Here is a 12,266-nt window from a genome sequence, read left to right on the forward strand (position 1 = left end):
GCTCCGTGTGTCGGTTGTTATTCCTGGATTGTCGGCGCCATCCGGGCTTCCAGCTCAGCGACTTGTCGTTCCAGGGCTTCCAGGCGCGCGCGGGTGCGGGCCAGGACGACCATCTGGCTGTCGAATTCTTCCCGGCTGACCAGGTCGAGCTTGCTGAAGGCACTCTGCATCAGGATCTTGAACTGGCTCTCCAGTTCGGCCCGTGGCGGCGTGTTGTCGCCGTTGAACAGGCGCGAGGCCTGGTCGCTCAGGGCATCGAGAAAGGCTTTGGGCGCGAGCATGTTCGGCGTTCCGCTAATCATGGAAAAGGAGGGCAGTGTAGCACGCTGCCTGGCGGGCCTTGCGCTGCACACTTTTTGCGCAGGGCGGCCGAGGTATGCGCACCGAAGTTGTGCATCTTTTCTCTGCTGGCGACTGGCCAATGCCGGGCTTTTTCCGCAACTGATTGTTTTCACTGGCTTTCCATGACCTGGCAAGGTTTCTGCAAAGACCTTGGCAAGCCATGCACTGATGCAGTTCCTTGTGACCAGGCAGTGCGCAGGTGGAGCTGAAAGGCCCTTCGTCATTGCCGCGACATGCGTCGGCGGGGGAGGAGGGAGTCGACGACGGGTTACAAAGCCAGGCGCTGCGCTTAGACTTGAGACGGGTTTGTTTTCCTGGGGCAAGTCCACCAAATCGGGAGAGAGTTTCATGAAGCTAGTCACTGCCATCATCAAGCCGTTCAAGCTGGACGACGTGCGCGAGTCGCTGTCGGAAATCGGCGTGCAGGGCATCACCGTGACCGAAGTCAAGGGCTTCGGTCGGCAGAAAGGCCATACCGAGCTGTATCGCGGTGCCGAGTACGTGGTCGATTTCCTGCCCAAGGTGAAGATCGATGTCGCCATCGACGACAAAGACCTTGACCGGGTGATCGAAGCCATCACCAAGGCCGCCAACACCGGAAAGATCGGTGACGGCAAGATCTTCGTGGTCAATCTGGAGCAGGCGATCCGCATCCGTACCGGCGAAACCGATACCGACGCGATCTAAGAAAAAGCCTCACCAAACCCAACGCCCCAGGAGAAAACAACATGACTCTGCGCAAGATCGCAGGGCTAGGAGCCCTATTGTCCCTCGTAATGCCTGGCCTGGCCCTGGCAGAGGAAGCCACCCCGGCGCTCAACGCCGGTGACACCGCCTGGATGCTCACCGCCACCGCGCTGGTGCTGTTCATGACCATTCCGGGCCTGGCCCTGTTCTACGGCGGCATGGTGCGTTCGAAGAACGTGTTGTCGGTGATGATGCAATGCTTCGCCATCACCGGCCTGATGAGCATCCTGTGGATGGTCTATGGCTACAGCCTGGCGTTCGATACCACCGGTATGGAACAGGGCGTGGTCAACTTCAATTCCTTCGTGGGCGGTTTCTCCAAGGCATTCCTCAGCGGCGTGACCCCTGACAGCCTGACCGCGGCGTTCCCCGAGGCGGTGTTCATCACCTTCCAGATGACCTTCGCCATCATCACCCCGGCGCTGATCGTCGGTGCCTTCGCCGAGCGCATGAAGTTCTCCGCCATGCTGATCTTCATGGGCGTGTGGTTCACCCTGGTCTACGCTCCGATCGCGCACATGGTCTGGAGCGGTGACGGCGCGCTGATGTGGGACTGGGGCGTGCTGGACTTCGCCGGTGGCACCGTGGTGCACATCAACGCCGGTATCGCCGGCCTGGTCTGCTGCCTGGTGCTGGGCAAGCGCAAGGGCTACCCCACCACGCCAATGGCGCCGCACAACCTGGGCTACACCCTGATGGGCGCGGCCATGCTGTGGATCGGCTGGTTCGGCTTCAACGCCGGCTCCGCCGCAGCTGCCAACGGCACCGCCGGCATGGCCATGCTGGTGACCCAGATCGCCACGGCTGCCGCGGCCTTGGGCTGGATGTTCGCCGAATGGATCGGTCACGGTAAGCCAAGCGCCCTGGGCATCGCCTCCGGCGTGGTCGCCGGCCTGGTGGCCATCACCCCGGCCGCCGGCACCGTCGGCCCGATGGGCGCCCTGGTGATCGGCCTCTGCTCGGGCGTGATCTGCTACTTCTGCGCCACCAGCCTCAAGCGCAAGCTCGGCTATGACGACTCCCTCGACGCCTTCGGCGTGCACGGGATCGGCGGTATCGTCGGCGCGATCCTCACGGGGGTCTTCGCCGCCCCGGCCCTGGGCGGGTTCGGCGAGGTCGTGGATATCGGCGCGCAGGTCTGGGTGCAGGCCAAGGGCGTGATTTTCACCGTGGTCTACACCGCCATCGTCACCTTCGTGATCCTCAAGGTGCTGGATGTGGTGATGGGCCTGCGGGTCAACGAAGAAGAAGAGTCGGTCGGCCTCGACCTGGCTCAGCACAACGAACGCGGCTACAACCTGTAACTGCGACGCGGTAAAAAATCTGCCCGGTTCGCCGGGCATTTTTTTGCCTGGAATTCGCTGTTCGGCGAAGAGCAAACGGTTTACCCGACACGTTCGTGACACGGCCCGAAAACTTACAGCTCACAGGGCATTCAGGGAGCTTTGCTTTTTCTCCGGGCGCGCTAGAATGCGCGCCGGAAGGGTGCTTGACGAGCTGTCCGCACACTTCGCCACCCTTTGCTAGGCTTGCCAATAGCACGGAGCCAGCAGGTGGCGCCGGGCTGTTCCGGCCAATGGCTCAAGGATTTCGTCAGGCCCTGCCAGGAGCAGGGTCTGCAGGGTGCCGGCCTCCCATCAGGAGGTGAACGCCCAGGGCAGTGGCCAACCCACGGCCAGTTGAATTTTCACCGATGGCTGCCGGTCTACGGCTGCACGGTCTATAACTAATCTGCTTTTCGCAAGTCATGAGGTAGAACATGAGCGACGACGATCTGGAAAACGATGACCTCGAAGTAGGCGATGAAGACGAGGGTGATGAGGGCCTCGACGCAGCAGCGGCAGATGATGTAGCCGAAGACGCTGGCGAAGACGACAGCCCCGCCCCCGCTGCGAAGGGCAAGGCCAAGGCCGCTGTCTCGGTTGACGACATGCCGAGCTTGGAAGCCAAGCAGAAGGAGCGCGATGCCTTGGCCAAGGCCATGGAAGAGTTCCTGGCGCGTGGCGGCAAGATCCAGGAGGTCGAGCCCAACGTGGTCGCCGATCCGCCCAAGAAGCCGGACAACAAGTACGGCAGCCGCCCTATCTGAGTGGTTGAATGCAAGAAAGCCCGCCGTCGCTGCGGGCTTTTTTGTGGGCGCTGTCGGCCCAAATGACGGCTGGAAAGTCTTAACTGACCGGCCTCGAGCTTGCTCTGCAGGGTGCCGAGCCCCTAGCGCCAGCGTGCCAGAACGTCGGGCAACTGCGACAACCGCTGGATCTGCGCATCCGGCGCCTGTTCGCCTTCCCAGTCCTTGCCCTGGGGGTTGAACCACACCGCTCGCAGCCCGGCGCGCTGGGCGCCGGCGATATCGTCCCCAGGGTGGTCGCCGATATGCACGGCGGCCTGCGCCTCTACTTCACCCCGGCGCAGGGCCTCCAGGAACGGGGCTGGGTCCGGCTTGCCGATCCCCAGGTCCTCGGCGCACAGGGCGAACCTGAAGTAGTCCGCCAGCCCCAGGCGGTGCACGTCGGCATTGCCGTTGGTGACCACGCCGAGGGTGTAGTGATGGCGCAGGATCTCCAGCACCGGCTGCACCTCGGGGAACACCTCGACCTGGTGTCGTGCGTGGAGGAACACTTCGAAACCTTCGTTGGCCAGCTCCTGGGCGTGCTTCTCGCTGTAGCCGACCTCTTCCAGGGCATGGAACAGCACGCGCCGACGCAGGGCGCTGATGCGGTGCTTGAGGCCCGGTTCGGCCTGCACCAGGCGTTCGCGGATGGCATACAGGTGCTCGACCGGTACGCTGCCCAGGCTTGGCGCGTTGGCTTCGAGCCAGTCGCGCAGGACGATCTCGGCGCTGGCGATCACCGGTGCGGTGTCCCACAGAGTGTCGTCCAGGTCGAAGGTGATCAGCTTGATGCTCATGAGTCTGTGCCTTTGCTGCGTTTGGCCCGGGGGTGGGCGCTGTCGTACACCGCGGCCAGGTGCTGGAAGTCCAGGTGGGTGTAGATCTGCGTGGTGCTGATGTCGGCATGGCCGAGCATCTCCTGTACCGCGCGCAGGTCCTGGGACGACTCCAGCAAGTGGCTGGCGAAGGAATGGCGAAGCATGTGCGGATGCAGGTGCTGGCCCAGCTCGCGCTCGCCGGCGGCCTTGACCCGCAGTTGGATGGCGCGTGGGCCCAGGCGCCGGCCCTGGCGGGAGAGAAACACCGCGTTATCCTGTGGGGCGCTGATACCGCGCAGCCGGAGCCACGCCTGCAACGCTTCGCGGGCCTTGCGGCCGACCGGCAACACGCGGGTCTTGCCGCCCTTGCCCAGCACCTGCACCAGCCCGCCTGCCAGGTCCAGATGCTCCAGGTCGAGGTTGGTCAGCTCCGACAGGCGCAGGCCGGACGAATAGAACAGTTCGAGGATGGCCTGGTCGCGGCGGGCGATGAAGTCGTCGTCGACGCCACCGTCGAGCAGTTGCAGGGCGCGATCGGTATCCAGCGCCTTGGGCAGCCGGCGCTCCCCTTTGGGTGGCGCCAGGCCGTTGGCCGGGTCGTGCTGGCACAGGCCCTCGCGGTTGAGGTAGCGGTACAGGCCGCGCACCGCCGAGAGCAGGCGTGCCAGGCTGCGGGCGGACTGGCCATGATGGTGCTGGCGCGCCACCAGTTGGCGCAGTTGCTGGACCTGCAGCGCTTCCCAGCCAGCGATACCCTGGCTGTTGCAGAAGTCGATGACCTTTTCCAGGTCGCGGCGATAGGCCAGCTGGGTGTGTTCGGACACCTGGCGCTCGTTGCGCAGGTGTGCGCAATAAGCCTCCAGTTGGCGTTCCATCAGCGCACCGATCGCAGGGTCTGGGTGAAGCGCGGGAGGACGCGGCCGAGCACCTCGGCGATATAGCTCAGGAACAGGGTGCCAACGGAGCTCTTGTAGTGCTGCGGATCGCGGCTGCCGATCGCCAGCACGCCGTGCAGGCCCTGGTGCTCGAGGGTGGCGACGGCGCTGGAGCCGACCTCCTTGTGCTGCTCCTCGCCGAACAGGAAGGCCAGTTCGTGCTCGCGCAGGTTGCCACTGACCGTCTTGCCACTGCCCAGCAGCCCGCCAATGGCTTGCTGGGCCTCGGCGCTGCTGACCCAGCGGCCGACCGGAGCGGCATTCTCGCCGAACAGGATCAGGCTGACGAAGGGCACCTGGAACGCCTGGCGCAGGCTGTCCTCGACCGCCATCACCACTTCCTCCAGGCTGCTGGCATCCAGCAGGTCGAGGATCAGCCGGCGGGTCTTGTCGAACAGCCGGTCGTTGTCCCGGGCCACATCCATCAACTGCGACAGGCGATGGCGCATCTCGATGTTGCGGTCGCGCAGCAGCGTGAGCTGGCGTTCGACCAGCGACACGCTGTCGCCGCGCTGGTGCGGGATGCGCTGCTCGATGAGCAGCTCGTCGTGCTCGGCGAAGAACGTCGGGCGGGCACGCAGGTAGGCGACCACGGCCTCGTCATCGAGGTCGCTGGCCTGTTCGGGTAGAACCTGGGGCTGATCGGTCATGGAAGTCACTCGCTTAGAGACGAACCTGTCCCTCAAAGACACGTACGGCCGGGCCGGTCATCAGCACCGGTTTGCCGGGGCCGGCCCACTCGATGCTCAGGCGACCGCCTGGCAGGTCGATGGATACCGGCGAGTCCATCCAGCCCTGGCTGATGGCCGCCACCGCGGCCGCGCAGGCACCGGTGCCGCAAGCCTGGGTCTCGCCAGCACCACGCTCCCAGACGCGCAGGTTGGCGCGGTGGCGGTCGATGACCTGGATGAACCCGGCGTTGACCCGCTGCGGGAAGCGCGGATGGTGCTCGATCTTCGGGCCCAGTTCATGGACCGGGGCCGTGCGCACGTCGTCGACGCGCAGCACGCAATGGGGGTTGCCCATGGACACCGCGGCGATCGGGTAGATCTGGCCGTCGACCTCCAACGGATAGCTCAGCGCCTGGGCCTGGGCAACGAACGGGATGTCGGCCGGGGCGAGGCGTGGTGGGCCCATGTCGACACAGACCTGGCCATCGTTGCGCACGTCCAGCTCGATGATGCCGCCCTTGGTTTCCACACGGATGCGCTTTTTCGCGGTCAGGCGCTTGTCCTGCACGAAACGGGCGAAGCATCGCGCACCGTTGCCGCACTGTTCGACTTCGGAGCCATCGGCGTTGAAGATCCGGTAGCGGAAGTCCACGTCCGGGTTGTTCGGTGCCTCGACGATCAGCAGCTGGTCGAAGCCGACGCCGGTGTGGCGGTCGCCCCATTGCTTGGCATGCTTGGGCTGGATGTGCGCGTGCTGGCTGACCAGGTCGAGGACCATGAAGTCGTTGCCCAGCCCATGCATCTTGGTGAAACGCAGCAGCATGGGGTCACTCCGGCAGCAGGCTTTCGCCGGCGAACAGTTCGGCGATGGTTTCCCGGCGACGTACTTCATGGGCCTGGTCGCCGTCGACCAGTACCTCGGCGCAACGGCCACGGGTGTTGTAGTTCGAGCTCATGACGAAACCATAGGCGCCCGCGGAGCGCACGGCCAGCAGATCGCCCTCGGCGAGGTTCAGCACGCGGTCCTTGGCCAGGAAGTCGCCGGTCTCGCAGATCGGGCCGACCAGGTCGTAGGTGCGGCCTTCGCCCTCGCGCGGGGTGACGGCGTCGACCCCCATCCAGGCCTGGTACAGGGCCGGGCGGATCAGGTCGTTCATCGCCGCGTCGATGATGGCGAAGTCCTTGTGCTCGGTGTGCTTGAGGTATTCCACCCGGGTCAGCAGGACACCGGCGTTGGCCACGATGTAGCGGCCCGGCTCGAACACCAGGGCCAGGTCGCGCTCGCCCACGCGCTCGCGGATCGCCTTGATGTAGTCGGCCACCAGGGGCGGCTCTTCGTCACGGTAGCGCACGCCGACACCGCCGCCCAGGTCCAGGTGGCGCAGGTGAATGCCGCATTCGGCGAGGCGATCGACCAGCACCAGCAGGCGGTCGAGGGCATCGAGGAAGGGGGCGACGCTGGTCAGCTGCGAGCCGATGTGGCAGTCGACGCCGACCACGTCCAGGTTCGGCAGTTGCGCCGCGCGTACGTACAGGGCCTCGGCGTCGGTGATGGCGATGCCGAACTTGTTTTCCTTCAGGCCGGTGGAGATGTAGGGATGGGTACCGGCATCGACGTCCGGGTTGACCCGCAGCGAGACCGGTGCCTGCACGCCCATCTCGGCAGCGACTGCCTGCAGGCGTTCGAGCTCGTCGGCGGATTCGACGTTGAAGCAGTGCACGCCCACTTCCAGGGCGCGACGCATGTCCTGGCGGGTCTTGCCGACGCCGGAGAACACCACGCGATCGGCACGGCCACCGGCGGCCAGCACGCGCTCCAGCTCACCGCCGGAGACGATGTCGAAGCCTGCGCCCAGGCGGGCGAGCAGGTTCAGCACGCCGAGGTTGGAGTTGGCCTTGACGGCGAAGCAGACCAGGTGCGAGGTGCCCTCTAGGGCATCGGCGTAGCTGCGGTACTGGGCCTCGATGTGGGCTCGCGAGTACACGTAGGTGGGGGTGCCGAAACGTTCGGCGATGGCCGACAGGGCCACGCCTTCCGCGAACAGTTCGCCGTCGCGGTAGTTGAAAGCGTCCATTGGATTTCCTTACTGCGCTGGCGTCTGCTCGGGCTGCAGCTCAGGCTGCTGTTCCTGCGGCTGCGATGGCTGGGCGTGTTGGTGCTGGTGGGACTTTTGCTCTTTCCCATTGCCCTCTTCAGGCAGGTACAGGGGGCCCTTCTGACCGCAGGCCGAAACCAGGCAAGCAACCGCGACCAGCGCCGCAAGGGAGGAAATCAGGCGCTTCATTGGCGAAATCCTTTGAAATAAGCAGTATTGCGCCCGAGTATACCGAGCGACCGCCGGATTGCCTATGCAAGGGCTGGTCCGCCCGGCGGGCCAGCCTCGAGCGGCAAGCGGCAAGAAAAAGCAGCCTGGCGCATGCTTGGCTTTTTCTTGCCGCTCGGCGCTTGCAGCTTGCAGCTGATTGGCGTGAAGCTTTGCATTCCCGCCAAGTCGCCCGTATCTTGCCCGGCTTGCCGTAAGTAGCCAATTTCGAGGTTCCTGCAATGAGTTTGAGCGAAGCACGTTTCCATGATCTGGTCGACGCGACCCAACAGGCCCTGGAAGACCTGTTCGATGAGAGCGGCCTGGATGTGGACATGGAGAATTCCGCCGGGGTGCTGACCGTCAAGTTCGACAACGGCAGCCAGTTGATCTTCAGCCGCCAGGAGCCGCTGCGCCAGCTGTGGCTGGCCGATCGCTCCGGCGGCTTCCACTTCGACTACGACGAGCAGAGCGGCAAGTGGGTCTGCGAGAAGAGCGAGGAGCTGCTGGGCGAGATGCTCGAGCGTATCGTCTGGGAGCGGGCCGGCGAGAAGCTGGACTTCGACGAGATCTGAGATGAGCGACCCGGCACGGCCCCCGAAGCCGCTCTACAGCAACGTCAGCCCGGCGGTACCTTCGCCGTGCGTGAACGTCTGCCGGCTCGATGAGCACAAGGTCTGTCGTGGCTGTTTCCGGCCGGTGGAGCACATCCGCGAATGGCGCTCGGCCGATGACGAGCGACGCCGGCAGATCTGCCGAGAGGCCCAGGCCCGACGGGGGCAGTACGCCGCGCAGTGACGGCCGGGCTTGAGTATTTGCCCGGCTGTGGTAGTGTCGAACCCAGCGTCGGTGATGCCGAAAGTATTCACAAACCCCGCCCTTGGGCGGGGTTTTGCTTTATTTGCCTGTTAAAAAGGAGTCTGACTGGATCATGAGCACCAAGCCTTCCCTCATCCTCACCCGATTGGACGTACAGCGTCTCGAGCGTCTGATCGACAGCCTCGATGAAAGTACGCCGGGTGTGCTCGCCCTGCAGGACGAGCTGGACCGCGCCGACCAGGTTGTCGGTCACGAGGAGGTCCCGGCCGGTGTAGTGACCATGAATTCGCGCGTGCACTGCCGCGAAGAAGCCAGTGGCAAGGACTACCACCTGACCCTGGTCTATCCCAAGGACGCAGGGCCTGAAGGGAGCGTCTCCATTCTCGCGCCGATCGGCTGTGCGTTGCTGGGGCTGTCGGTGGGCGACCAGATCGACTGGCCGGCCCCTGGTGGCAAGACCCTCAAGCTCACCCTGCTGGATGTCGAATACCAGCCGGAGGCGGCGGGCGACTACGACCTGTAGGCGGTTTTCGCGGTAGCGGTGCCGGCCATCTGGGGACGCGAAGCGGCCCCAATGAAGGCCTGCAGGGCCCCACTAGGGCTCCAGGGCCGCCTGCAACTGCTCCAGCCCATCGTTGAGCGCCTGCTCCAGCTCGCGCTTGTAGCGCAGGTAGAGCACCGTCGAGCCTTGGTCGTCCTCCAGTAGCTCGGACAGGTCCAGGTCGGTGATGTAGCAGCGGTAGTTGCCGGCGCTGCGACGCCGGCCGATGATCTGGCGGGCAACCACGGCGTAGAGCTGGTCGCCATGCTCCAGTTCGGAGAACTCCTGCTGGTCGCAGTAGAGCGTGACGTGCACATCGTCGCCCGTGCCAGCCTGCAGGATCGCCTGTACCTCATAGTAGGGCTGGTCGCTGCCATCGCTCGGCGCCGGACGCGGCTCCAGACTGCGGGCCTTGCCGGCACCGGAGGGCTGCAACTGGTAGTAGAGGATGTCCAGCGATGCCTGTTGCAGGCTGTCGAGCGGCAGCAGGGCGTCGCGGCGTATCACTACCGAACGCAAGAAGCGCTGCAGGGGCAGCAGCAGGTGGGTTTCGTCCTGCAAGGGCAGGCGCTGCTGCCAGAGGGCGTTGTACTCGTCCAGCACGTAGAGGTCGGCCCAGCCGTCGAGCAGGCGATAGAACACCTGGATGCAGCCCGGTTGCCCTTGCCCCAGGATCAGCGGCAGGTCGTGATCCTGCAGGGCATTGGCGTCCAGGTGCAGGGGGCTGTACTCACCGCGCTCCTCGCCCAGGCAATCGAGCACGGCCTCGTGGTCGGCGAGGGTGGCCAGGCTGACCTGCCCAGGCTGCAGCTCCAGCACATGGGTGTATTGCGCCACCTGCAGCAGGTAGCGATGGTTCATCCCTTGGTCGAGCAGCGACTGCACGGTATCGAAGATATCCTCGACCCGCTGGCGGATGGCCTGGGCGCGGTTGTGGCAGAAGCAGCGTACCCGCAGCCGTGGCCGGTGCTTGCGCTGGCCGAGGCTGTTGAGGAAGTCGCGCAGGCAGCGCACCAGCGCGTGCTCGCCGTCGTAGCGCTGCACCAGCACTTCGTTCCAGCTGTTGAGGGTGACCTGGTCGAGGGTCAGCACCAGGTTCTCGCGCACACCGGCGTAGCTCAGCGAGTCGGTGCGCTCGGTGGTCATCAGGATGTTCAGGTCGCGATGATGGCGCAGCGGGTCGATGCCGACGTTGACCAGCAGCAGGATCTCGTCGGCCACGCTCGGCTGCAGCAGGCGGATCTCGCTGACGGTTTCCAGCGGCAGCGCAATGGTCTGTTGCAGGCTGCCCAGCAGGTTGAACAGCTCGAATTCGCTCAGGTCGCTGACCCCGGGGTGCAGGGCCAAGCGTGTGCTGCTGTCGATCACCCCGTTGCGATGGGCCCAGGTGAGCAGTTCGAGCAGTTCGCGGCAGCGCTTGATCGGGCTGAAGTGCTCCCATTCGTGCACGCCGAGGTTGCCATTGTACAGCCCCCAGTGGTGGGTCCCGGGCTCCTTGCGGTTGGGCGATTGGACCAGGGTCAGGGTATCTTCGGCCAGGTCCGGGGCGATGCCTGGGTTGATCACCTCGATCTTGCCAGCGCGGCGCTCGAAGGCAGCGTACAGGCGGCGGCCGAGGACGTTGAGGTCGCGCTGGTCGGCGCGGCTGCTGGCGTTCTGGCTGCGGGCGAACTGGCCGAGGAAGCGGTAGCTGTGGTTCAACTCGGCCACCAGCTCACGGCGCTCGGCAGCTACCTGGCGTACCTTCCACTGGCTGCGGCTGTCGAGCATGGCCAGTTGGCGCAGGTTCCAGCCCCATTCCTCGGCCAGGCGCCCGAGCAACCGGCGTTGCCAACCGCCGACACGTGAGCGGCCGGGTTCGCTGAGCTTCTTGTTGACCTTCAGGTACAGGGCGCGCCGCACCAACTCCAGGCGTGCGGTTTCGCCCCGGCGTTGCAGGTAGCGCTCGATGCGCCGGTAGACCATCACGTAGGGGTCGAGCTCGTCGAGGTCCAGGCGATTGGCGAACACTGCCTGCTTGTAGTCCAGGCTCAGGCAGCGTACCTCGGGGTGCTCGCTGGCATAGGCTTCGGTCAGCAGCAGCTTGAGCACCGACTTGTAGGGCGAGTCGATGCCCTTGAACAGTTGCCACAGCCCGGCACCGACGAATTCGCCCGGCGGGATGTGCGCCAGGTGGCCGAGGTCGAGGTCGTCCTCGGCACGGATGAAACGCTTGGACAGCAGCACCTGGGTGTATTCCCGGTAGTTGTGCTCCTGGTAGACCGGGACCAGCCACCACAGCGGCGTGCGGCCGGCCAGCCAGATCGCCGTGCGGTAGAACTCGTCGAGTAGCAAGTAATGCTGGGTGGTGCCGCAGTCATCGGAGCCGAGCTGGCCATCGCGTTCACCCTGGACGAACCCCTGGGGCTCGATGAGGAAGAAGTGCGCCTCGGCGCCTTGGCTGGCGGCCCAGGCCTCGAGCAACTGGCACTTGCGCCGCAGCTCGGCCATCTCGGCCTCGCCGAGGTTCGCGGCATGGCAGACCCACAGGTCCATGTCGCTCTGCTCGGCCTGGGCAAGGGTACCCAGGCTGCCCATCAGGAACAGGCCATGGATCGGTCGCGGTGGGTTGCCATGGCGGGCCTTGTGGGTGAACGAGCGGGCCAGGCGCTGGGCCTCGGCCAGCAGCTGGACGTCGGGCTCGAACCCCGAGACACCGGCCGGTGTGTTGCCCGAGACATAGCCGGGCAGCAACGGGTGGTTGACGTGGAACAGCAGCGGCAGCAGGGTCAACACCTGCTGCTGGCGCGTGGACAACCCCTCCATGGCCCGCTCCAGTCGCCCCTGGTTGAGCTGCAGGAAGCGCGCACGCAGCTTCGCCAGCTCCTTGCGGTCGATGCCTTGTTCCAGGTCGGGGCGGATTTCGTGGGGGTGGTTCATTGCGCACTCAGGCAGGCCAGGGGAGCACTGGCGAGTTTAGCCTGAGTGCGGCGCTCGGATA

Annotated in this window: 14 protein-coding genes; 6 read left to right on the plus strand and 8 right to left on the minus strand. The window is 65.2% G+C overall.

Going from position 1 to position 12,266, the window contains the following annotated elements; translation table 11 throughout:
* Positions 1 to 17 precede the first annotated feature (17 nt).
* Positions 18 to 281, minus strand: a complete 264-nt coding sequence (locus ABFA30_RS05195) for an accessory factor UbiK family protein (protein WP_225786727.1) — start codon at positions 279 to 281, stop codon at positions 18 to 20.
* 409 nt (positions 282 to 690) lie between these two features.
* On the opposite strand from ABFA30_RS05195, the gene glnK reads away from it, so the two are divergent.
* The 3 genes from glnK (at position 691) to sutA (ending at position 3,178) form a co-directional block, all read left to right on the plus strand.
* Complete coding sequence (glnK, locus tag ABFA30_RS05200) at positions 691 to 1,029, plus strand: P-II family nitrogen regulator (RefSeq protein WP_002555808.1); 339 nt, start codon at positions 691 to 693, stop codon at positions 1,027 to 1,029.
* 41 nt (positions 1,030 to 1,070) lie between these two features.
* Positions 1,071 to 2,393 carry an ammonium transporter gene (locus ABFA30_RS05205; RefSeq protein WP_225786726.1) on the plus strand — a complete coding sequence of 441 codons (1,323 nt, stop codon included), beginning with the start codon at positions 1,071 to 1,073 and terminating at the stop codon, positions 2,391 to 2,393.
* 455 nt (positions 2,394 to 2,848) lie between these two features.
* Positions 2,849 to 3,178 carry a transcriptional regulator SutA gene (gene sutA / locus ABFA30_RS05210; protein ID WP_225786725.1) on the plus strand — a complete coding sequence of 110 codons (330 nt, stop codon included), beginning with the start codon at positions 2,849 to 2,851 and terminating at the stop codon, positions 3,176 to 3,178.
* 122 nt (positions 3,179 to 3,300) lie between these two features.
* On the opposite strand, the gene ABFA30_RS05215 is transcribed toward sutA, so the two are convergent.
* Genes ABFA30_RS05215 through lptM form a run of 6 tightly spaced genes read right to left on the minus strand, consistent with a single transcriptional unit; the run spans position 3,301 to position 7,908 of the window.
* Entirely contained in the window at positions 3,301 to 3,996 is a 696-nt protein-coding gene (locus ABFA30_RS05215; RefSeq protein ID WP_225786724.1) for an HAD family hydrolase, read from the minus strand.
* The gene (gene xerC, locus ABFA30_RS05220) at positions 3,993 to 4,892 is read right to left on the minus strand and encodes a tyrosine recombinase XerC (protein WP_253080633.1); all 900 of its coding nucleotides are present in this window, start codon (positions 4,890 to 4,892) and stop codon (positions 3,993 to 3,995) included. Before xerC ends, ABFA30_RS05215 begins: the two co-directional genes overlap by 4 nt.
* Positions 4,892 to 5,602 carry a DUF484 family protein gene (locus tag ABFA30_RS05225; protein ID WP_253090667.1) on the minus strand — a complete coding sequence of 237 codons (711 nt, stop codon included), beginning with the start codon at positions 5,600 to 5,602 and terminating at the stop codon, positions 4,892 to 4,894. Before ABFA30_RS05225 ends, xerC begins: the two co-directional genes overlap by 1 nt.
* A 13-nt stretch (positions 5,603 to 5,615) precedes the next feature.
* The gene (dapF, locus tag ABFA30_RS05230) at positions 5,616 to 6,446 is read right to left on the minus strand and encodes a diaminopimelate epimerase (RefSeq protein ID WP_225786721.1); all 831 of its coding nucleotides are present in this window, start codon (positions 6,444 to 6,446) and stop codon (positions 5,616 to 5,618) included.
* A 4-nt stretch (positions 6,447 to 6,450) separates the two neighbouring features.
* On the minus strand, positions 6,451 to 7,698 hold the full coding sequence (gene lysA, locus ABFA30_RS05235; protein ID WP_253080632.1) for a diaminopimelate decarboxylase: 1,248 nt from the start codon (positions 7,696 to 7,698) through the stop codon (positions 6,451 to 6,453).
* Positions 7,699 to 7,707: 9 nt separating this feature from the next.
* Positions 7,708 to 7,908, minus strand: coding sequence for an LPS translocon maturation chaperone LptM (lptM, locus tag ABFA30_RS05240; protein WP_225786719.1), 201 nt, complete (start codon positions 7,906 to 7,908; stop codon positions 7,708 to 7,710).
* 260 nt (positions 7,909 to 8,168) lie between these two features.
* Between lptM and cyaY the strand changes: the two genes are divergently transcribed.
* The 3 genes from cyaY (at position 8,169) to rnk (ending at position 9,268) form a co-directional block, all read left to right on the plus strand.
* Complete coding sequence (gene cyaY, locus ABFA30_RS05245; protein ID WP_225786718.1) at positions 8,169 to 8,501, plus strand: iron donor protein CyaY; 333 nt, start codon at positions 8,169 to 8,171, stop codon at positions 8,499 to 8,501.
* 1 nt (position 8,502) lies between these two features.
* Positions 8,503 to 8,724 (plus strand): DUF1289 domain-containing protein, encoded by a 222-nt coding sequence (locus tag ABFA30_RS05250; protein ID WP_253080631.1) that lies wholly within the window; start codon positions 8,503 to 8,505, stop codon positions 8,722 to 8,724.
* A 133-nt stretch (positions 8,725 to 8,857) separates the two neighbouring features.
* On the plus strand, positions 8,858 to 9,268 hold the full coding sequence (rnk, locus tag ABFA30_RS05255) for a nucleoside diphosphate kinase regulator (RefSeq protein WP_253080630.1): 411 nt from the start codon (positions 8,858 to 8,860) through the stop codon (positions 9,266 to 9,268).
* A gap of 72 nt (positions 9,269 to 9,340) precedes the next feature.
* On the opposite strand, the gene ABFA30_RS05260 is transcribed toward rnk, so the two are convergent.
* Complete coding sequence (locus tag ABFA30_RS05260) at positions 9,341 to 12,205, minus strand: class I adenylate cyclase (protein WP_410045201.1); 2,865 nt, start codon at positions 12,203 to 12,205, stop codon at positions 9,341 to 9,343.
* Positions 12,206 to 12,266 lie beyond the last annotated feature (61 nt).

Source organism: Pseudomonas sp. HLMP (assembly GCF_046365545.1).
GTDB classification, from domain to species: domain Bacteria; phylum Pseudomonadota; class Gammaproteobacteria; order Pseudomonadales; family Pseudomonadaceae; genus Aquipseudomonas; species Aquipseudomonas guariconensis_B.

Coding starts and splice junctions, on each gene's coding strand:
- ABFA30_RS05225 (WP_253090667.1), bottom strand. CDS start 5,602: ATGACCGATCAGCCCCAGGTTCTACCCGAACAGGCCAGCGACCTCGAT.
- lysA (WP_253080632.1), bottom strand. CDS start 7,698: ATGGACGCTTTCAACTACCGCGACGGCGAACTGTTCGCGGAAGGCGTG.
- ABFA30_RS05260 (WP_410045201.1), bottom strand. CDS start 12,205: ATGAACCACCCCCACGAAATCCGCCCCGACCTGGAACAAGGCATCGAC.
- sutA (WP_225786725.1), top strand. CDS start 2,849: ATGAGCGACGACGATCTGGAAAACGATGACCTCGAAGTAGGCGATGAA.
- rnk (WP_253080630.1), top strand. CDS start 8,858: ATGAGCACCAAGCCTTCCCTCATCCTCACCCGATTGGACGTACAGCGT.
- glnK (WP_002555808.1), top strand. CDS start 691: ATGAAGCTAGTCACTGCCATCATCAAGCCGTTCAAGCTGGACGACGTG.
- xerC (WP_253080633.1), bottom strand. CDS start 4,892: ATGGAACGCCAACTGGAGGCTTATTGCGCACACCTGCGCAACGAGCGC.
- lptM (WP_225786719.1), bottom strand. CDS start 7,908: ATGAAGCGCCTGATTTCCTCCCTTGCGGCGCTGGTCGCGGTTGCTTGC.
- dapF (WP_225786721.1), bottom strand. CDS start 6,446: ATGCTGCTGCGTTTCACCAAGATGCATGGGCTGGGCAACGACTTCATG.
- ABFA30_RS05215 (WP_225786724.1), bottom strand. CDS start 3,996: ATGAGCATCAAGCTGATCACCTTCGACCTGGACGACACTCTGTGGGAC.
- ABFA30_RS05250 (WP_253080631.1), top strand. CDS start 8,503: ATGAGCGACCCGGCACGGCCCCCGAAGCCGCTCTACAGCAACGTCAGC.
- ABFA30_RS05195 (WP_225786727.1), bottom strand. CDS start 281: ATGCTCGCGCCCAAAGCCTTTCTCGATGCCCTGAGCGACCAGGCCTCG.
- cyaY (WP_225786718.1), top strand. CDS start 8,169: ATGAGTTTGAGCGAAGCACGTTTCCATGATCTGGTCGACGCGACCCAA.
- ABFA30_RS05205 (WP_225786726.1), top strand. CDS start 1,071: ATGACTCTGCGCAAGATCGCAGGGCTAGGAGCCCTATTGTCCCTCGTA.